Annotated in this window: 15 protein-coding genes; 13 read left to right on the top strand and 2 right to left on the bottom strand. The window is 43.8% G+C overall.

All coding sequences use genetic code 11. From position 1 onward, the window contains the following. Window positions 1–69: 69 nt before the first annotated feature. The 11 genes from ACTQ9T_RS10590 to ACTQ9T_RS10540 all read left to right on the top strand — a co-directional run bounded on the left by ACTQ9T_RS10590 (window position 70) and on the right by ACTQ9T_RS10540 (window position 14,731). Window positions 70–1,359 (top strand): adenylosuccinate synthase, encoded by a 1,290-nt coding sequence (locus ACTQ9T_RS10590; RefSeq protein WP_010199020.1) that lies wholly within the window; start codon window positions 70–72, stop codon window positions 1,357–1,359. Window positions 1,360–1,726: 367 nt separating this feature from the next. After that, window positions 1,727–2,158, top strand: a complete 432-nt coding sequence (gene ndk, locus ACTQ9T_RS10585) for a nucleoside-diphosphate kinase (protein WP_189586527.1) — start codon at window positions 1,727–1,729, stop codon at window positions 2,156–2,158. 405 nt (window positions 2,159–2,563) lie between these two features. Continuing rightward, window positions 2,564–3,793, top strand: coding sequence for a 23S rRNA (adenine(2503)-C(2))-methyltransferase RlmN (gene rlmN, locus ACTQ9T_RS10580; RefSeq protein ID WP_189586531.1), 1,230 nt, complete (start codon window positions 2,564–2,566; stop codon window positions 3,791–3,793). Window positions 3,794–4,058: 265 nt separating this feature from the next. Next, window positions 4,059–4,994, top strand: a complete 936-nt coding sequence (gene pilW / locus ACTQ9T_RS10575; RefSeq protein WP_440465016.1) for a type IV pilus biogenesis/stability protein PilW — start codon at window positions 4,059–4,061, stop codon at window positions 4,992–4,994. Continuing rightward, window positions 4,991–5,809 carry a helix-turn-helix domain-containing protein gene (locus ACTQ9T_RS10570; protein WP_240216797.1) on the top strand — a complete coding sequence of 273 codons (819 nt, stop codon included), beginning with the start codon at window positions 4,991–4,993 and terminating at the stop codon, window positions 5,807–5,809. The genes pilW and ACTQ9T_RS10570 overlap by 4 nt, the downstream gene beginning before the upstream one ends. A 53-nt stretch (window positions 5,810–5,862) precedes the next feature. Then, window positions 5,863–6,978 carry a flavodoxin-dependent (E)-4-hydroxy-3-methylbut-2-enyl-diphosphate synthase gene (ispG, locus tag ACTQ9T_RS10565; RefSeq protein WP_010199030.1) on the top strand — a complete coding sequence of 372 codons (1,116 nt, stop codon included), beginning with the start codon at window positions 5,863–5,865 and terminating at the stop codon, window positions 6,976–6,978. Between the two features lie 90 nt (window positions 6,979–7,068). Beyond that, window positions 7,069–8,370, top strand: coding sequence for a histidine--tRNA ligase (gene hisS / locus ACTQ9T_RS10560; protein ID WP_440465015.1), 1,302 nt, complete (start codon window positions 7,069–7,071; stop codon window positions 8,368–8,370). 65 nt (window positions 8,371–8,435) lie between these two features. Beyond that, entirely contained in the window at window positions 8,436–9,227 is a 792-nt protein-coding gene (locus ACTQ9T_RS10555; protein WP_010199032.1) for a YfgM family protein, read from the top strand. A 191-nt stretch (window positions 9,228–9,418) separates the two neighbouring features. Next, entirely contained in the window at window positions 9,419–10,627 is a 1,209-nt protein-coding gene (gene bamB / locus ACTQ9T_RS10550; RefSeq protein WP_440465014.1) for an outer membrane protein assembly factor BamB, read from the top strand. Window positions 10,628–11,186: 559 nt separating this feature from the next. Further along, a complete protein-coding gene (der, locus tag ACTQ9T_RS10545) occupies window positions 11,187–12,608 on the top strand; it encodes a ribosome biogenesis GTPase Der (RefSeq protein ID WP_010199034.1) in 1,422 nt (473 codons plus the stop codon). A 164-nt stretch (window positions 12,609–12,772) separates the two neighbouring features. Further along, window positions 12,773–14,731, top strand: coding sequence for a sensor histidine kinase (locus ACTQ9T_RS10540; protein WP_440465013.1), 1,959 nt, complete (start codon window positions 12,773–12,775; stop codon window positions 14,729–14,731). Between the two features lie 272 nt (window positions 14,732–15,003). Here the strand turns inward: ACTQ9T_RS10540 and ACTQ9T_RS10535 are convergent, their stop codons facing one another. Together ACTQ9T_RS10535 and ACTQ9T_RS10530 are read right to left on the bottom strand one after the other, a co-directional pair. Continuing rightward, the gene (locus tag ACTQ9T_RS10535; protein ID WP_189586550.1) at window positions 15,004–16,170 is read right to left on the bottom strand and encodes a D-alanyl-D-alanine carboxypeptidase family protein; all 1,167 of its coding nucleotides are present in this window, start codon (window positions 16,168–16,170) and stop codon (window positions 15,004–15,006) included. Between the two features lie 549 nt (window positions 16,171–16,719). Continuing rightward, window positions 16,720–17,154 carry an MCR_0457 family protein gene (locus ACTQ9T_RS10530; protein WP_010199041.1) on the bottom strand — a complete coding sequence of 145 codons (435 nt, stop codon included), beginning with the start codon at window positions 17,152–17,154 and terminating at the stop codon, window positions 16,720–16,722. Between the two features lie 550 nt (window positions 17,155–17,704). On the opposite strand from ACTQ9T_RS10530, the gene surE reads away from it, so the two are divergent. Further along, complete coding sequence (gene surE / locus ACTQ9T_RS10525; RefSeq protein WP_440465012.1) at window positions 17,705–18,517, top strand: 5'/3'-nucleotidase SurE; 813 nt, start codon at window positions 17,705–17,707, stop codon at window positions 18,515–18,517. Window positions 18,518–18,664: 147 nt separating this feature from the next. Then, window positions 18,665–19,471: a LysM peptidoglycan-binding domain-containing M23 family metallopeptidase gene (locus ACTQ9T_RS10520; RefSeq protein ID WP_440465011.1), complete on the top strand. Its 807-nt coding sequence runs from the start codon at window positions 18,665–18,667 to the stop codon at window positions 19,469–19,471. The last annotated feature ends 26 nt before the right edge of the window (window positions 19,472–19,497 follow it).

Here is a 19,497-nt window from a genome sequence, read left to right as displayed (position 1 = left end):
TATCAAAATCATTTTAGTTTTTTAAACCGTTATTGCACACACCTCAATACATAAAGGTAAGGATTGATCATGGGTAAGAATGTCGTAGTTTTGGGTAGCCAATGGGGCGATGAAGGTAAAGGTAAAATCGTTGATTTACTAACCGAAAAAGCCTCAGCAGTTGCTCGCTTTCAAGGCGGTCACAACGCAGGTCACACGTTAGTTGTCGATGGCAAAACCACCGTCTTGCATTTAATCCCATCAGGTATCCTGCGTGAAGGCGTCACCTGCTTCATCGGTAACGGGGTGGTGTTAGCACCTGACGCACTGTTAAAAGAAATGAAAGAGCTGGAAGACAATAACGTACCAGTACGTGAGCGTCTGCGCATTTCACCAAACTGCCCACTTATCATGCCTTATCATGTCGCACTTGACCAAGCACGCGAAGCCAAGCGCGGTACTGGTAAAATCGGTACGACGGGTCGCGGTATCGGTCCTGCGTACGAAGACAAAGTAGCGCGCCGTGCCATCAAGCTTGCTGATTTATTCCGTGATGATTTAGAGGAAAAATTACGCAATCTTATCGAATATCATAACTTCCAATTGACCCAGTATTATAAAGTTGAAGCGATTGATTTTGATGAGACATTGAAGCTTTGTAAAGAATGGAAAGAAGAAATTAAAGGTATGGTTACCGATGTGACCGAAGACCTTAATCAATTGCGCCTTGCTGGCAAGAACCTGATGTTTGAAGGTGCTCAAGGTACATTACTTGATATCGATCATGGTACTTATCCGTTTGTGACCAGCTCAAGCGTCACTGCTGGTGGCGTATCGACTGGTACTGGTATCGGTCCATTGTATTTAGACTACGTACTGGGTATCACCAAAGCTTACACCACGCGTGTTGGTAGTGGCCCGTTCCCAACTGAATTGTTTGATGATGTTGGTGCACATTTAGCCAAAGTCGGTCATGAGTTTGGTGCCACCACTGGTCGTGCGCGTCGCTGTGGTTGGTTCGATGCCGAAGCCTTACGTCGTGCAGTGGTACTGAACTCCCTATCAGGTATTTGCTTGACTAAGCTTGACGTGTTGGATGGCTTAGAAGAGCTGCTTATCGGTGTGGGTTACGACTTGCCTGAGACTGAATGTAAAGGCGCGCACGATGCTGAATTCTATGAGTCAGTTACGCCAAAATACGAAACCTTACAAGGCTGGAGTGAGTCAACCGTTGGTATCACCAATTATGACGACTTGCCAGAAAATGCGAAAAAATACATCAAGCGTATCGAAGCATTGATCGATTGCCCTATCGATATCATCTCAACTGGCCCTGACCGCGAAGAGACCATCGTATTGCGTGACCCATACGACGCGTAAGTATAGTGAACCAAATATAAAGCTGTGACTGTGTCAGACTCGTTTAATGTACTAATTGTACAATTCGCACTCGTCTTCCTTGTATCAGCTTTATATTTGTCCCACTATGAATAGGTAGATTGAATGATAAAACCCCAGTGCTGAGCATTGGGGTTTTTACTTTTATGCAAGGTACGGTCATAAATTAACCCTATCATTTATAGTCTTAATCATTATAATAGGCAGCAATCCTATGTTGGCGCTCATATTATCGTATTGATAGACAATGAGTTATTTAAGTTTGCCCAAGCCAGCATTGTGGCCAAAGATAAAACAAAGCATTGACCATTTTATTTTTATTGAATTTATCATTTATTAGGAGCTTTTCATGGCTAACGAACGTACTTTATCTATCATCAAACCTGACGCAGTTGCTGGCAACCACATCGGTGCTATCTATAGCCGCTTCGAGCAAGCTGGTCTAAAAATTGTTGCAGCAAAAATGATGCAACTTGATGACGAAAAAGCAGGCGGTTTTTACGCTGAGCACGCTGAGCGTCCATTCTACAACGATCTAAAATCTTTCATGATGTCAGGTCCAGTATTGGTATCAGTACTAGAAGGCGAAAATGCTATCGCTCAGCATCGTGAAATCATGGGCGCTACTAACCCAAAAGACGCTGCTGAAGGTACTATCCGTGCTGATTTCGCTAGCAGCATCGATGAAAACGCCGTTCATGGTTCAGATTCAGCTGAATCAGCTGCACGTGAAATCAGCTACTTCTTCAATGAAGATGAAGTTTGTGCACGTACGCGCTAGTAGCAGCAATTATTAATATCCGTTTATAGTGTTGGTTATTAATAATTAGTTTTGCAAGACGGCTTATATCTTATGGGTATAAGCCGTTTTAGCTATTATAATAATCCTATAGTCAAAGAATTACTAAACTGCTACGGCGTTACCCTCCTTAGATGTACTACTTGTACAATCTGCAGTCGGCTGCCTTGTATCCGCTTAGAATTCTGTGACCATATTATTCATTGAAATCTTTAACGACTTGCCTCATTATTGGTTTTACGTAGCGTTATCAATCCCTTATCAGCATGTTTTTATCAAATGCGCTCATAACGGATTGCTCATGCACTCATATATTATGTATGTATGACAACATCCATATAAACAATTGCACCGCTTATTTAAGCTTATGCAAAAAGGTTATCTATTATGTCCACTGTTCAATCACCTATCCAACATATCCCTACTAAACTAACAGATAGTATCAAGCTAGTAGATGAAGCGCAGGCAAAAACCAACCTGCTAGGAATGACGCAAGCCCAACTTGCAGAGTATTTTAAGAGCATTGGCGAAAAGCCTTTTCGCTCAACGCAGGTGGTTAGGTGGATATACCAGCAGGGCGTGACCGATTTTGAGCAAATGACCAATCTTAGCAAATCATTGCGTGATAAATTATCAGCCAATGCTTGCGTCGTTCCGCCAAAAGTCATTCATCGCCAATACAGTGATGACGGCACGCGGAAATGGGTGTTCGAAGTGACTGGTGGCTCATTGGTTGAGACGGTACTGATTCCAGCAGATGACAGCAAGATAAATGGTCGTAAGACTTTATGCGTGTCTTCACAAGTTGGCTGTGCGCTGGATTGTAGTTTCTGTAGTACTGGCAAACAGGGTTTTGAGCGCGATTTAACGGCGGCTGAAATCATCGGACAATTATGGGTAGCTAATGCCTCTTATATGACTGACGACAATGACAGCTTAGAAAACGTCGATCATAGCTTATGGGAAAATAACGTCACCAACGTCGTGATGATGGGCATGGGCGAGCCACTACTAAACTACAAGCCAGTGGTTGGTTCGATGGAGCTGATGCTGAGCGATCACGCCTATGGTTTGTCAAAACGTCGAGTGACATTATCAACCTCAGGTGTCGTGCCAAAAATGTATCAGTTGGCGCAAGATATCGATGTGGCGTTAGCGATTTCACTGCACGCACCCAATGATGAGCTGCGCAATGAGCTAGTGCCGATTAATAAAAAGTATCCGCTAGAAGAGTTGATGGCAGCCGCTCGCAATTATGTTTATGACGTCAATCCGCGCCATAAAAAGCATGTGACGATTGAATATGTAATGCTAGATGGTGTCAATGATAGCAATGAGCACGCTCATCAATTGGTGGCTTTATTAGGTGATTTGCCAAGCAAAATTAATCTGATACCGTTTAATCCATTCCCACATGCCAATTACGATAAATCAAGCAATAATCGTATCCACGCTTTTAGCAATATTTTAAGTGAAGCAGGATTTGTGTGTACGATTCGCCAAACCCGTGGTGATGATATCGATGCGGCCTGTGGTCAATTAGTCGGACAAGTTGCTGATCGTACTAGACGTTCGGCAGCGTGGCAGCAAAGCATCAAAGATCGTGAAAACGTGTAGGGTAATATGGTTTGAGGTAGCATAGAAGATTTAGAGTGGTATTGATAACTGAAGACGGTATTGATAGAAATGATAAACAGCCTATAAAGGTTTGATAATTAGCTGTCTTTTATCCATCACAACGGTAATAAAATTGTAGTCATAACTGCTAATAACCATGAAGGTAGCAATTAATAGTAACTAAATTGTACTTATGGGGGCTAAATCTATTAAACTGATGCTTCTTTGATCCCCTGTACTGAACCACAGTTTTATGATGGCGGCTATGATGACTTCTAAAGATTCTTGTCAGTTCAAATATCAAAAACCATTTCTTTCAGCGTTCAAACCGTTGATATCAGCGATTGAGTCACTGGCTACGCCAAAGCGTATGCTGCTGGCAAGTGCATTGGCAGGCTTGCTAGTGAGCGGCTGTCAAAGTACGACGACCAATGATCTAACGGGTAGCACCCCTTATCAAACGTCCACGCGACCGACTAGCGATCGCAACTTGGATCAACAAGAGATTGCTCGTGTGCGCACCTCACTTGCCGCGCAATATATCCGCAAAAACGAGCTTGATACCGCGCAGCGTCAGCTAGAAAAAGCCTTTGCTGCGGATAGCCGTTACGCGCCAGCCTATGATATGATGGGCGTTTTGTTGCAGCAAGAAGGCAGCCGCATCAATCTTGAAAAAGCCGGCCAGTATTTTAAAAAAGCCATCGCGCTTGATAAAGATTTTGAGCAGGCGCACAATAATTATGGCGTTTATTTGTCGCAGATGAAGCGCTATAAAGAAGCAGCGGCGCAGTTTGAAATCGCCGGTGCAGCATTAGGCTATGAAGGCCGTATTGGGGCATTAGAAAACTTGGGTCGCACTTACCTGCAACTCGATGATCATCCGGCAGCCGCCAAAGCATTCTTGCGGGCGTTAGATGGCAATCGCAACAGTATTATTGCCCATATTGAATTGGTGGATTTATTGCTTGAGCAGCAGCGTGTGCAACAAGCACAGCGGCTCTATGATGAGACTTTGATACTGGTACAAGGGCAGGGCATTAGCCCGCGCTTACTATTGCAAGGCATCAAAATTGCCGCTGCACAAAATAACAAAACAACGCGCCAGCAATTGGCACAGCAGCTTTTATCCGCTTATCCATTAAGCGACGAGGCAAAACAACTTAAGACTTGGCTTAATAATCCAGAGGCACCATGGAAATGACCACCCCATCATCAAACACTCAATCTAACCAGCAGGGATCATTTGGTGCTGTATTGCAACAAGCCCGAAAAAATAAGCAAGTCAGCTTAGAAGAGGTGGCAGCTGAGCTATTTATTTTAAAACGACATCTACAAGCGCTAGAGAGTGAGAATTTCTCTGAGCTACCGCAAGCCGCTTTTGCTCGTGGTTTTGCGATTAATTATGCCAAATTTTTGGATTTAGATCCGGTAAAAATTGCAAGCAGCTTTGATGCCGCTTATCCCAAAGAGCTCAAAGCTCAATTGGCAAACAATACCGATACGCCTTTGCGTCCAATGGGTACATTGCAGCGTGATACGCATAACCGTATTCGTTTTAACCCTTTGTTAATCATAGGCGTTATCGGGTTAATCATCTTAGCGATATTTCTATTTCGTATGGTGAGCAATGCGAGCAAAGAAAATAACCAAGAACCAACCGTCGCTGTCGAGGACATATCAGCCGTCGAGCAAGCACAAGGTGCAGCGATTAATACGAATGCCAATGGGGTCGGCGCGTCTGGCTCTGCGCTCAATTTAGGCGGTGATGCCAATACCAATGTGGCAGTTTTAGACGTCAAACTGACAGATGACGCCATTATCAGCATTACTGACGCTTCTGGTAGCAACTTGATGAATGGTGCGCAGACCGCTGGTGACTATAAATTATCAGGTATGCCACCATTTAATGTACAGATTGATAATGTCGATAATGTTAGCTTAATGCTGAATCAAGAAGCCGTCGCTCTAGATACTTATGCAACGGATAAGCAGGCCAGTTTTGAGTTGGCTCCTTAGTATTTTTTGTATTTGAGCCTATTGCTTTTTAGTTTTAATTAAAGGATTTATGTATGTCAATGCCATCGCCTATTAACCGTCGTTTGACCAAAAAAATCTATGTCGGTGATGTCGCGATTGGTGGCGATGCACCGATAAGTGTGCAAAGCATGACCAATACGGACACCTGTGATGTGGCCGCGACCGTGGCTCAAATCGAACGCTGCGTTGAAGCTGGTGCCGATCTGATGCGCGTATCAACGCCAACGATGGATACGGTCAAAGCCTTTGGTGAGATTCGAAAGCTGGTCAGTGTCCCATTGATAGCGGATGTGCATTTTGACCATAAGATTGCGCTAGCGGTTGCCGAAGCGGGTGCAGATTGTCTACGTATCAATCCAGGTAATATCGGTAGCGATGCCAAAGTACGTGAAGTCGTCGCTTGTGCCAAATATCATAACATTCCTATTCGTATCGGCGTCAATGCTGGCTCATTAGAAAAAGACATTCAACGCAAATATACAGAGCCGAATGGCGCGGCGATGCTAGAATCGGCGATGCGTCATATCGATATTTTAGAACGTCTGAACTTTGATCAATACAAAGTCTCGGTCAAAGCCAGTAATGTATTTTTGACTATGGATGCCTACCGTCTTATCTCTGCCCAAATCGACAATCCGCTGCATTTAGGTGTCACCGAAGCTGGCGTTTATCGTACCGGTTCGGTCAAGTCCGCCATTGCTCTCGGTGGCTTATTATTGGACGGCATTGGCGATACCATTCGTATCTCGTTGGCAGCAGAGCCAGAAGAAGAAATTAAAATTGGCTTTGATATTTTAAAATCGCTCAATATTCGTTCTAATGGCGTGAACTTTATTGCTTGTCCGAGCTGCTCACGTCAAGAGTTTGATGTGATTAGAGTGATGACCGCATTAGAGTCACGCTTAGAAGATGTGCGCGAACCGATGAATTTGTCAGTGATTGGCTGTAAAGTGAACGGCCCAGGTGAGGCGAAGGAATCTGATATAGGTATCGTTGGCGCTGCACGTAAGTCATTGGTCTATCGTATGGGTGAAAAAAGCCATCTTATCGACACTAATAACTTGGTTGATGAAATAGAAAGTATGGTTCGCGCGCATGCAGAAGAGCTGGCCAAAAAACGTGAGAATGAGATCATTCGGGTAAAATAAGCTGGGATAATTCAGATTCCGATAGCGCTCGTTGAAGCGTCACAACAATAATAGAATACTTGTTAAAATTTTTAAGGATATGACCGTACCATGATTAAAGCTATTAAAGGGTTTAATGATATTTTGCCTGACCAATCCGCAAAATGGCTGCATCTAGAGGCGATATTGGCTGATGTGCTGGGTAGATACGGTTATGAACATATTCGTTTGCCAATTGTAGAACAAACTGATTTGTTTGCCCGTGCTATTGGCGGAGCAACCGACATTGTCGAAAAAGAGATGTATAGCTTTACGGATAAGTCTGAGCCACCAACACCCTTAGCATTGCGTCCTGAAGGCACAGCTGGCGCGGTACGGGCTGTGATTGAGCATAACTTGCTGCGCGGTGATACACCAAAATTATGGTATATCGGCCCGATGTTCCGCTATGAACGTCCACAAAAAGGTCGCTATCGCCAGTTTCATCAATTGGGTGTCGAGAGCTTTGGTAGTGCACTACCGGATGCCGATGCTGAACTGATTGCCATGACGCATCTGATGTGGCAAGAGCTGGGTCTAAAAGATGAGATGCATTTGCAGCTGAATAGCTTGGGCGAGCTGGATGAGCGTCATGCTTATCGCGAGGCGCTAGTTGCTTATTTAACCGACAAACAAGATCAGCTAGACGATGATAGCAAACGCCGCTTGACGACCAATCCATTGCGCATTTTAGACAGTAAAGAGGCGAGCACCCAAGCGGTATTGGCAGACGCGCCAAAGCTTGCTGACTTTTTAGGGGCAGAGAGCGTGGCGCATTTTGAACAAGTGCAAGCGTATTTGACCGACCTTGGCATCAGTTTTGAGATTAACCCGCATTTAGTGCGTGGTCTTGATTACTATAACAAAACCGTCTTTGAGTGGGTAACCGACAAGCTTGGTAGTCAAGCGACGGTTTGTGCTGGCGGGCGTTACGATGGTTTGATCGGGCAGCTAAAGTCTATCGGCGGACGTGATGATAAAGACGACAAAAAACCAGTAAAGTCTGAGCCTGCGGTTGGTTTTGCTATGGGACTTGAGCGTTTATTATTGCTCATGGAAGCTGTTGCTCCAATTGCTGATATGCCAGCTTGCGATGTCTTTGTCGTGGCTCACCCAGATGTTTATAGCGCGGGTATTGGTTATGCGCAAAACTTACGCTATAGCCGTGCAGACTTACGGATAAAAATGGCCAGTGCGACGAGTCTGAAAGCGCAAATGAAAAAGGCGGATAAATCTGGTGCAGCGCTGACCGTTATTATTGCGCAGCAAGAGCTGGACGATCATACCATTAGCATCAAAGACATGCAGACAGGCGAGCAAAAGACCGTTATGCAAGACTGGTTGTTAAGTAAAGATAATTTTTCTCGAAAATAATCAGTTTTGGCTTTTTTGGTTTTTAATATCAGTAATTTAATAACAATTATATCAGGTAACTACCTATGGCTCTGACACCCAATTCGCCGAATGCAGACAACTCAATGCAAGCCCTAAAGCAGTACGGCAGTTATATTGTCACTGCGATTCTATTGGCACTGGCTGCCTATTTTGGCTGGACGTATTGGCAGGACAATCATGCCCGTGTGGATACGGTTGCTGCTGATCATTATGCGGACATCCAGCGGTTGAATGAAGAAGTCAGTCTGGCATCACAAAACCCAGATTTAGAAGCAGAGGCGAAAACGGCACTGGCAGAGAGCCGTACGCAGTTAGACAAAGATATTGATACTTTGGTGAGCACGCATGGTGAGTCAGTTTATGCGTGGCAAGCACTGATGATTAAAGCGCGCCAGCAAGTTGATAGTGATGACTTTACAGGGGCAAGCGAGACGCTAAAAAAAGCACTGGCAATCGATTTGGGTGATGCAGGTTTAACAGCAATTACCCGTCTGCGTTATGCCAAAACGCTATTGGCTGCTGGTGATGCAGATGCAGCCTTAGCCGAAGCCAACAACGATATGCCAAGCTCATTTGAAGCCAGTCAGCAAGAGTTATTGGGTGATGTGTATTTGGCACAAGACAATAAAGACTCAGCGATTAAGTCTTATAACAATGCTTGGGAATTATTACGCAGTCGTCAAGAAACACGTGCGGTATTGGCTTTAAAAATGGAAAGTCTTGGTATCGTGCCTGAGCCTATCGAGTCGCAAGCTAGCCTAATTCAAGAGTCTGCCACTGCTGAGCAGCCATTAGTGATTGAAAATACGACAGCTGCTACTGAACAACCCTCTTAGTTTTAATGATTTATCTGATAACTCAATTATCGAATGACTAAAACCGTTCTACAAACTAAGTAGCGCAGCAAGTCAGCAGGGTAGTATTCAAAGTTAAGGTCAATATACCGAACTTTTTTATTACGGATCAATTGCTTATTTACTGATGGCTAATTTATTAATTGTTAATTTATTTGTAGTGAGAACTTATAATGACTCAATCTATTCGCTCTAGCAACACGTTAAAGGCTAAAACCATTAAGATGACGATCATGCATGTCGCCGTCATCGCAGCGATGGCAACAGCTGTCGCTGGCTGTAATCGCGGTATCAAACCCGTCGTCAACGATCCTGTTAAACTGGTGCAAATTGCGCAGCCTATTAGCGTGCTACAGCCTGTGTTTAGCACTGATGTCGGTAACAAAAAAGCCAGCAAAAAAGATCCACTTGATTTGCAAGTGGGTTACGCCAACTCGCAAATTGTTACTGCTTCGCGCGGTGGTGATTTGACTGGTTTTAATAATGCCGGTCAAGAGCTGTGGTCAGTCAATGTAGGTGATCAAATCACAGGTGGTGTCGCAATAGATGCCTTGAGTCAAACTGCGATTGTCAGCACGCGTGGCGGTCAAATTATGGCCTTTGATAGCACTACTGGCGCAAAACGCTGGCAGCAGCAGTTATCAGGATCGGTATTGTCACCAGCACTTATTACTAATAATCGGGTGATTTTGTCAGCTAATGATGGTTTCTTGCACGGCTTATCACTACAGACTGGCCAGTCAGTATGGCAGTTTGCTACCCAAGTACCCGCTATCAGCGTACGTGGTAGTGCGGCACCAACTTTGTTAGATGATAAAACAGCATTATTGGCTACGGCTGATGGGCGTTTACATGCTGTGACCACCGATAGCGGTCTACCGCAGTGGTCAAGACGTGTTGGTGTTGGTGCAGGCAGTAGCGAAGTTGAGCGTATGAGCGATGTCGATGGCAAACCTGTCGTCAGTGACAATCAGCTGTTTGCCATTAGCTATAGTGGGCAATTATTAGGCATTGATTTAGCATCACGTCAAGTCATGTTTATTAATGATCTTGCCAGCCTAAAAGCGCTTACAGTAAACAACCAGCAAGTTATTGCCACCAGCTTGGACGGAAAAGTGGTCGCTTATGATCGCAACAGTGGTGAGATGTTGTGGGAAAGTGAAGAGTTGGCTTATCGCCACTTAACCAACCCTGTTATGATTGGAAACTATATTGCAGTGGGTGATTATGATGGGGTCGTGCATTTATTTGACCCTGCCAGCGGAAAAATCGTCAGCCGTGTAGAGACCAAAGGCGCGCTCACCAACTTGCAAGTAGAAGGTAGCCGTTTGTTGACCCAAAGTACCTCAGGTCAAGTTGCTATTTGGCAATTGGCTCGCTAAGATTTTATGGGCAGGCGCTTTATTAATAAGGTTTTTTTAAGCCTGTGATTAAGCGTACTGCTCAATGTCGATGCTATGATGAGGCTATGTCGACATTATAAGGAATAAACGCTGCTTCGTCGGCGTTTCGTGCCTTTTGCAAATGGCTTGTTTAACGCTGAGGTTTCGCGTACTCTATGCGACCGATGCGCTGCCAACATTATCTCTATATAATGGCGGTATGTAGTGCCTGTATATGATGTCTATTAGATGACATCTATACCCAGTATTTGGTAATAATGCAGCCACTAGATATATCATCTATTATTGTAAAATAGCCAATAATTCATTTTTATTGCTATAGTCAGTTTAATATAATTTAGATACAAGAAAGGCGAGTGAAAGTACTACAAATAGTAGACTAAGCGAGCCTGACACCGTATTTGATTTATAGAGTATTGACTATATCGTTTTATATTTATCATTCATTTTAGTTTACGGTCAAGCGCAGTATATTTACTCATATTATTAAACGAGTAGCTGTCTTATCCGTCATTGTACCCTTCACTGAGAGTAACCCATGAGTATCAAGCCTGTGGTCGCCTTAATTGGTCGTCCAAACGTCGGTAAATCTACCTTATTTAATCAGTTCACTAAAAGTCGGCAGGCACTGGTTGCTGATTTGTCAGGGCTGACTCGTGACCGTCAATACGGCGATGCGGTATATGAAGGCAAAGCCTTTATTGTCGTCGATACGGGCGGTATTGGTGAAGCTGATGATGGTAGCGGCAACATCGATGATTATATGTCTGAGCAGTCGCATACTGCTATTCACGAAGCAGACATCATCGTATTTGTGGTTGATGCCCGTGCTGGTATGATTGGCGCTGATGCCGAAATCGGTAAATTCTTGCATACCCTTGGTAAACCCGTTTATGTGGTTGCCAATAAAGTCGATGGTGTACATGACTCCGCGCCTGCAGAGTTTTATGCTTTAGGCTTGGGCGAGCCGTATCCAATGGCTGCCAGTCATGGTCGCGGTGTCGGTAATTTACTAGAAATACTGACCGCTGACATGCCTGAACAAGATGCGATGGTAGAACCAAGAGGCTTAAAGCTTGCCATTATCGGTCGTCCAAACGTTGGTAAATCTACCTTGGTAAACCGCTTATTGGGTGAAGATCGCGTCGTGGTGTTTGACATGCCTGGCACCACACGTGACAGCATTTATATCCCTTATAAGCGCGATGGCAAAGACTACGTATTGATTGATACCGCTGGTGTTCGTCGCCGCGGAAAAATCGATGAAAAAGTAGAGAAATTCTCGGTTATCAAAACCTTGCAAGCGATTGAAGATTCTAACGTCACGGTTATTGTCATTGATGCCCACGAAGGTATCGTTGACCAAGATTTGCATATGATCGGCTATGCACTCGATGCAGGTCGTGCCTTAGTGGTGGCAATCAATAAATGGGATGGTCTGACACAAGATCAAAGAGACTATATCAAAATTGAGATGGATCGCCGTTTTAACTTCATTCCGTATGTAAAAGTGCATCTAATCTCAGCATTACACGGTACTGGTGTGGGTAATTTATATCCATCTATCTTACGCGCTTACCAATCTTCTATGTTTGAAGTGTCAACCAACCGTTTGACCCAAATTTTACAAGATGCAGTGACCGCCAATCCGCCACCGACGGTTGCTGGTCGTCGTATCAAGCTACGTTATGCCCATATTGGTGGTCACAATCCACCCGTGATTGTTATCCATGGTAACCAAACTGGCTCGCTGCCTAAAAGCTATCAGCGCTACCTAGAAAACCAATTCCGTCAGGTGTTCAAGCTCGAAGGTACGCCACTTAACGTAGTCTTTAAGCTGAACGAAAACCCATACGCCAACAAAAGCGACACGCCGACCAAAGCGAAGGCGCAGCAGTTGCGTCAGCGTGAGCGCAATCGAGCGCAAAAGTTCACCACCAAAGATAAAAAACCTCGTTAAAGCGGTAGGCTTATTACCTTTCGGTTCTTTATAAAGCCCCAAAGTATACCCTGCTGCAGCTTTGTTATAACAAGGCTGCAACAGAGTATACTAATGTTGCTCTTATCATATCTTGCAAATACCTGTAATATAAATAACCAGTCGTCTTAACTCAGTTGAGTGACATGAACAACCAGCCGTTGCAAATCCTTCCTAAGTTTATCTGGCGCTCTGTCGTGCAGGCCATCATTTTGGCTGTGCTGGTAGGTATTCTATTGTCTTTTGTCTATGGTTTTGTGTATCACTATCAGCAAAAGCATCGGCATATTCAGCAGTTGGCTGCCTTACTGACGAGCAGTGCATCGACGATAGACGGTGCAGATACTGTTGCCAAGCAAGTCAGTATTGTGTTGTCGGCAGAACCAAATATCCAAAGTATTTTATTTTATTCAACGCCGCAGCCTATTGCAGATATAGATAGGTTCACAGCCTACCAGTCACACGATGATTGGCAAAACGCTTTGTTCGCTGATACGGTCAGCTTCAATTATCCGGTTGTCAGTGACGATATCACTACCGATAGCGCTGCAACGATAGCCGCGACTGAGCAAACAGACAAGCCTTTATCAGATAACATGATCGATCCGCTAGACCCTGAGGCGCTAACTGATGATAGTACCTTGGTTGGCTATATCAATATAACTTTGGACGTAGATAAACTGCGTGCCAACTGGTTGCGCAGCAATTTACTATTATGGCTTATCACCACTATATTGGCTGTCATCTGGATGCTATATATTCTGCGCAAACTTAGCTGGCCTGTCAAAGATATTGCAGCGCTAACCGACGTATGTGAAATCGTTAGCAAGCACCCAGAGCTTGAACAGCTGCCCGTTATTTCGCAGCAGTTTAAGTTTCAAGAACTGCTGCAAATTAAGCAGACTTTCACTGTTCTGTTTGATCGCTTGCAAAAGGCACAACAAGACTATGAAGCACTTGCTGTTTTTGAGCAGCAGTTACATCATAAGGATTTGTCTTTAAATGTACAGCTGCATAATTTTCAAAGTATGATTACCCATGAGTTAAAAACCTCGCTGAATGCTATTGTGGGCGGCTTACAGATATTAGATGATGAGCGACTAAGTGATGAGCAAAAAGACGCGTTAGATATCATTCGTAATGGCAGTGAAAAATTGGTATTGTCGCTTGACCAAATCATTCAGTTGAATCAAATACAAAAAGGTCAGATTAGCATCCATTCGAGTGAGTTTAATCCGCTTCAGTTAATTGCTGATCTGTTGGTGGATTTTGAGTCTATTGCTAAACAAAAAGGCTTGACGTTACTCAGCCATGTCTATCATATAGACTATACTCTCGAAGGCGATGTCGAAAAAATAAAACAGGTACTATCGATACTCCTTAGTAATGCGATTAAGTTTACCCCAGTAGGGCAAGTTAGTATTACCTCGCAATTGACCCACTTTGACAACAGTAACCGTTGGCAAATCACTATTAAAGATACCGGTATTGGGATCGATAGTGATTATATCGAGGATATTTTCAACCCATTTTTTCAGGTAGATTCATCACAAACCCGTCAATATGAGGGGACGGGTATCGGCTTGCCAGTGGTCAAACAAATCGCTCAGCTAATGAGCGCGACTATCGAGGTTGAGAGTACCTTAGGCGTCGGTACACAGTTCATGTTCACTATTCCTTTGCCCAATAAACACCAAGTTCATCAGAAAAACCTGTTGGCTGGTTTGGTTGTGGTTTATTATTATATTCATGAGACAGGGTTTTTGGTGGATGAGCTACAGCGTTTGGGAGCAGTGGTCATCTGTCATCAGCAGGGGCATCTCGTTATCGATGAGCTAAATACGAGAAAAGTCGATATGGTGATGTTTGCAGAAGACGTGCCATCGAGTAATGCTGAAGTCATAGCCAAGCGTATACGCCAGTTCGAAAGCTACGAGAGTGAGTACCGTGCTTTATTAGTGTATTGGTACGTTCCAGATCAAGCGCAATATTTAGACAGTTTTGAGCATGGGCTAAAAGCGGCTGGCATCGATTATTGCCATAGCGCCGCCTATGATGATAAAGCCTTAAGTGATCTGCTAAAAAGTTGGCTAATATGGGCATAGCTTATACCAAACGCCAAAAATACGATTAGCTGTGTCAAAATCGCTTAGCCTATAATAGGTAGTACTTGCACTCTTCTTCCTTGCTACTCTATTTTTTGTGAATGGTATTACTTCAAAAGTGGCTTGAAATTAATTGATTTAAAAGCAATAGATATAAGTATTAATTAGTATAGCTATAACTCAGTATAGAAACAAAAAAGACGCCCAAATTTGAGGCGTCTTTTTTGTTTCTATACTTTTATAAAATGATTTTGCTAGCAGACAGCGTCACTTTAAAATAAGTTCTGTACCCAGCGTACCGCATGTTGCCACATACGACTCATAAAGCCTGATTGCTCGACATCATTGGTCGCGATGATAGGCACTGATGCGACTGCTTTACCATCAATGACAGCCATCAATTTGCCAACTTCTTGACCCTTTTTGATAGGTGCTTCTAGACTTTCAGGGATATCAACCACGGTCGTGATTTTATTTTTCTGTGTTTTGCTGGTCAAAATTTGTAGATTGTCACCCGTGGTTAGTTCTACTTCCTCAGCTTCTCCAAACCATACAGGGATTTTGCTTACGAATTGGCCAGCAGGTGCTTTGGTTACGGTAGTAAAATGACCAAAGCCCCAGTTGAGTAGCTCACGTGACTGATCGGCACGTGCTTGCTGGCTTTCTGTACCCATAATGACAGAGATTAAACGCATGCCTTCGCGGTTGCTTGAGGCGACTAAGCAATAGCCAGCGGCATCGGTATGACCTGTTTTTAGACCGTCAACAGTAGAGTCGGTGCTGAGTAGGGCGTTACGGTTACCTTGAGTAATACCATTATAGGTAAACTCTTTTTCGGCATAAATACCATAATAGTCACCGCTATTTTTGACGATAGCGCGCGCCAACTTGGCCAAATCCAATGCAGAGGCTTCATGACCTTCGTCAGGCATGCCCGTAGAGTTAACGAAGTGGGTGTTCTCCATACCAAGCTTTTGCGCTTGCTCATTCATTAAGATGGCAAATGAGTCTTCGCTGCCAGCAATATGCTCTGCCATCGCTTTTGAGGCATCATTACCTGATTGAATGATAATACCGCGCAGCATATCGATAACGCTGGCCGTCTTGTTTACCGGCACATACATACAAGATTGACTGCTACTACCGCGACACCAAGCATTTTTGCTCATCAATACTTGTTCTTCTTCTTTGAGATCACCTGATGCTAAGCGCTGCTCAATGATGTAACTGGTCATCATTTTTGTTAGAGACGCTGGTGGAAGAGCTTGATTGGCATTTTTTTGTGCCAAAATTTCACCAGTATTGTAGTCCATTAGCACATAGGCTGTATTTTCCATTTCAGGTGGCTGAATGGCGGCGCTCGCCATCACTGCACTCATAGAAATACTCATGCCAACTACCAGCTGCACCAGCTGTTTTTTTACACGCTTTACTGTCATAGATTGTTACACCGCATCATGGAACCAAATGTATCTGTCGCATCATAGCTGGTACTAAACCTCACACCTTCTATCAAACCGTATATGTTAAATATAAAGGTTTAAAAGAGTATGTGAATGAGGAAAACCATGCCTGAGCGACGGACATAAAATTAACGCCTTATCTTAGCAAAATGCCAACCGATGGGGAATCGATAAATACAAAAAATAGGACGCGACTAAAAAAGAGAGACAACGCTTATAGAGCGTTTCGATATATCAGGATTTATGCATATTTTTCACGTACCACAAAAAAGCTTGCCGCACCCACTGCAATTGAACAGTCGGGTGACAGCAAGCTTCTTCTAAGCGCAATGAGCTTATTCATTAAGCCCATTACGCTATCATTCCAGTTATTGAATTTGATAGAGCAAAAGCAGCAATATCTGTGCTTTTTATGGTTATTTATTGCTGCTTATATCCGATTGAATAATAGAGCTGGTTATATCGAGTAGTATTTTTAGGTTTAGTAAAGTCTGCGTTTTAGTCATATAACTAAAAGCATCGTAATTAATATTCAGCATTTGCCAAATCTTCACACAAGGCTTTGTTCTCTTGCTTGGAGAAGCCCATGGTCCAGCTACGGATGCCTTGTAATATTTGGCGATAATCCTGCTGTGTTGATAAATATTGAATCGCCGCTTTTGGATCTTCTAAAGACGGCATCAATTCATGCAACTGAACGGTATAAGACTTATAAAAACGCTGTTTCTGTTTGCCATTTAGCATCGGTGGACAAATCTCAGACAATACTTGCATCACGGCAATTTCATGCTTGGTGATATTCATACCAGACATATCCAATGGGATAGTGGTTGCTGGATTGGGTGCAGCATTGGTCGCTTGAGACAGCATGGCAACAGACGTTATCAGTCCTGCAAAACCAATTTTTGAGGCGGTCTTTGCTATCACAGAAGCTATAGATAATATCGATTGATTATTCATTCAGTATCACACTCGCTTATCTTTATTTAATGGTCATATGTTAATGGGTAAAAAAACAAAAGTCACATAAAATATTGATTTATGTGTAGATATATTGTGAGCCAAAGGCATTTTGCAGCAACATATCAGTAGCATCAGCTTATAAGTTACGTCAGCATAAAAGTATAAGTTTATATTGTTGTGCGTTGTTGTCTATTGTAACGTGTTACCGACCAGTTTTACTTTCAAATTGCGATTTGACTGCTATGAAAGATCAAGGATCATGCCAAGCAACAGGCGAATTCAGTGCAAAGAGTGGGTTCGTGTCTCTCTACGATTAAGGTATAATCGCCTACAATGTCGTTGCACCTAACACCGTTATAAGGGTAAGGTGCTACTTAATAATGACCATTGCTATAAGAAAACTGAGTGATAACAATCGTTTTTAGCCGTCCGTCAGTGTGAGTTGCGCTAAGCAATAAACCGTCAAATAACGGGCTGAGTATAACAATTTTATCGTTTTAAAGTAGACAAGCAGACAGACGGTCAAACCTAAATATATTGAGTGCAAATGAAATTTTTAGTGAGTAACGATGATGGGGTACATGCGCCAGGATTGTTAGCGTTGGCGCAAGCCTTATCAAAGGTTGGCGAGGTGATGGTAGTTGCCCCAAACAATGAGCAGAGTGGCTGTGGTAGCGCATTGAGCATTTCTCAGCCGTTATATACTCATCAATTACCCTCGGGATTTATCGCAGTTAATGGGTCGCCTGCGGACTGTGTTTATTTGGCGTTACACGAGCTATATCAAGACACACACTTTGACTGCGTGATTACCGGTATTAACTCAGGGGCTAACTTGGGGCAAGATGTATTGTTTTCGGGCACTTTTGGCGCGGCATTGACCGCGCAGCTCTTTGGTTTACCTGCAATTGCGACTTCTCTGGTAGGGGCAAGGATGACAGGCAATGGACAAGATCAAACGAGCCGCTATCAAATGGCCGCCGATGAAATCGTCAAACTGCTAACCGAAACATCTATAGTAGAGGCATTCAAAAGTTTGCCCTATCATGTATTAAACGTTAATATCCCCGATGTAAATGATGCCGATGATATCAAAGGTCGAAAAATCACCTGTCTGGGACATAGCCAAATAGCACGGCCTGTACATCATGTGGTGGATCCGCGCGGTCGAGATGCCTATTGGCTATCGCTACGTAAGCAGCAATACAAGTCGCCATCAGAAATTGAAGACACTCAGTCATCGGCAACTAATATGACGGATGACCAAGCGGTGGCAGCAGGTTATATTAGTCTATCACCAGTACGCTTGCATCACACGCCAGCAGACACTCTCAATAGGCTGTCGGCGTTAATGCTATAATTTAGCGCTGCCAAAGATTAGAAAAATCATTTATTATCGAGTTGTTGATGATGGTATTTGACAAAAATTAAACGGTATAAAAGTTAGCAAAATGCTTGTGATTAGCACAAGGAGTTTGTGAGTAACATAAAGAATAGGAAATCTTGTATGAAGAAGCTTATTGCTGGATCGCGCTTGGCAACGGTAGCATTGATAGGGACGTTGACAGCAGCATCGTTAGCGATAGTCGGCTGTGCGACGAAGCCTACTTACCAATCAGCTAACCAAGCGGGGTCTAAGATTATTACCAATGCTAAAGGCGTTCCTAACTATCATCGCGTGCAGCGTGGCGATACGGTCAGTCAAATCGCTGAGCGCTATCGCTTGAGCTATCGTCAAATTGGGGCGATGAACGGTTTGGATAGTAAATATACTATCTATAGCGGTCAATGGTTGAAGCTATGGGAAGGCGCGCCAGTAACGGCAGCTAGCAACAATCGCTATAACACTTATAATGGTGCTAATACCTCTGCTCCTTCACAGCCGACTTATACGCCTCCTGTCACCAGCACGCCAACGCCAGCATATGAAGTAACGGCCAACGCGACATCAGGCTATGACTATCCAAGTCGCAACCAAGTGGTTCGCAACTTTGATGCGGCAGCGGGTAACATGGGCATGTGGTTTGCTGGTAACGAAGGTGATCCTGTGCTTGCCAGCCAATCTGGAACTGTGCTGTATTCGGGCAGTGGTCTACCAGAGTATGGCAACCTCATCATGATTCGCCACAGCGATAATTACATCACCGCCTACGCTCACAATAGTCAATTACTGGTCAAAGAAGGCGAGCAAGTACAACTTGGCCAGCGTATTGCCAGTATGGGTAGCAGTGGTCAAACCAACCAAGTCGGCCTAGAGTTTCAAGTACGCTTGAATGGCAATCCTATCGATCCACGGGCTGTACTTGGACGTTAAATGCCTTGACGTTAAATGCTTAGACG

Origin of the sequence: Psychrobacter sp. ASPA161_6 (genome assembly GCF_051970285.1) — a bacterium.
GTDB classification, from domain to species: Bacteria; Pseudomonadota; Gammaproteobacteria; order Pseudomonadales; family Moraxellaceae; genus Psychrobacter; species Psychrobacter glaciei.
This window is presented reverse-complemented; position numbering and strand designations above follow the sequence as displayed.

Bases quoted from the DNA above. Each gene is read 5' to 3' on its own strand.
- ACTQ9T_RS10540 (WP_440465013.1), top strand. From the start codon at position 12,773: ATGAACAACCAGCCGTTGCAAATCCTTCCTAAGTTTATCTGGCGCTCT.
- ACTQ9T_RS10520 (WP_440465011.1), top strand. From the start codon at position 18,665: ATGAAGAAGCTTATTGCTGGATCGCGCTTGGCAACGGTAGCATTGATA.
- ACTQ9T_RS10530 (WP_010199041.1), bottom strand. From the start codon at position 17,154: ATGAATAATCAATCGATATTATCTATAGCTTCTGTGATAGCAAAGACC.
- bamB (WP_440465014.1), top strand. From the start codon at position 9,419: ATGACTCAATCTATTCGCTCTAGCAACACGTTAAAGGCTAAAACCATT.
- ACTQ9T_RS10535 (WP_189586550.1), bottom strand. From the start codon at position 16,170: ATGACAGTAAAGCGTGTAAAAAAACAGCTGGTGCAGCTGGTAGTTGGC.
- pilW (WP_440465016.1), top strand. From the start codon at position 4,059: ATGATGACTTCTAAAGATTCTTGTCAGTTCAAATATCAAAAACCATTT.
- hisS (WP_440465015.1), top strand. From the start codon at position 7,069: ATGATTAAAGCTATTAAAGGGTTTAATGATATTTTGCCTGACCAATCC.
- ACTQ9T_RS10590 (WP_010199020.1), top strand. From the start codon at position 70: ATGGGTAAGAATGTCGTAGTTTTGGGTAGCCAATGGGGCGATGAAGGT.
- surE (WP_440465012.1), top strand. From the start codon at position 17,705: ATGAAATTTTTAGTGAGTAACGATGATGGGGTACATGCGCCAGGATTG.
- der (WP_010199034.1), top strand. From the start codon at position 11,187: ATGAGTATCAAGCCTGTGGTCGCCTTAATTGGTCGTCCAAACGTCGGT.
- ACTQ9T_RS10570 (WP_240216797.1), top strand. From the start codon at position 4,991: ATGACCACCCCATCATCAAACACTCAATCTAACCAGCAGGGATCATTT.
- rlmN (WP_189586531.1), top strand. From the start codon at position 2,564: ATGTCCACTGTTCAATCACCTATCCAACATATCCCTACTAAACTAACA.
- ACTQ9T_RS10555 (WP_010199032.1), top strand. From the start codon at position 8,436: ATGGCTCTGACACCCAATTCGCCGAATGCAGACAACTCAATGCAAGCC.
- ispG (WP_010199030.1), top strand. From the start codon at position 5,863: ATGTCAATGCCATCGCCTATTAACCGTCGTTTGACCAAAAAAATCTAT.
- ndk (WP_189586527.1), top strand. From the start codon at position 1,727: ATGGCTAACGAACGTACTTTATCTATCATCAAACCTGACGCAGTTGCT.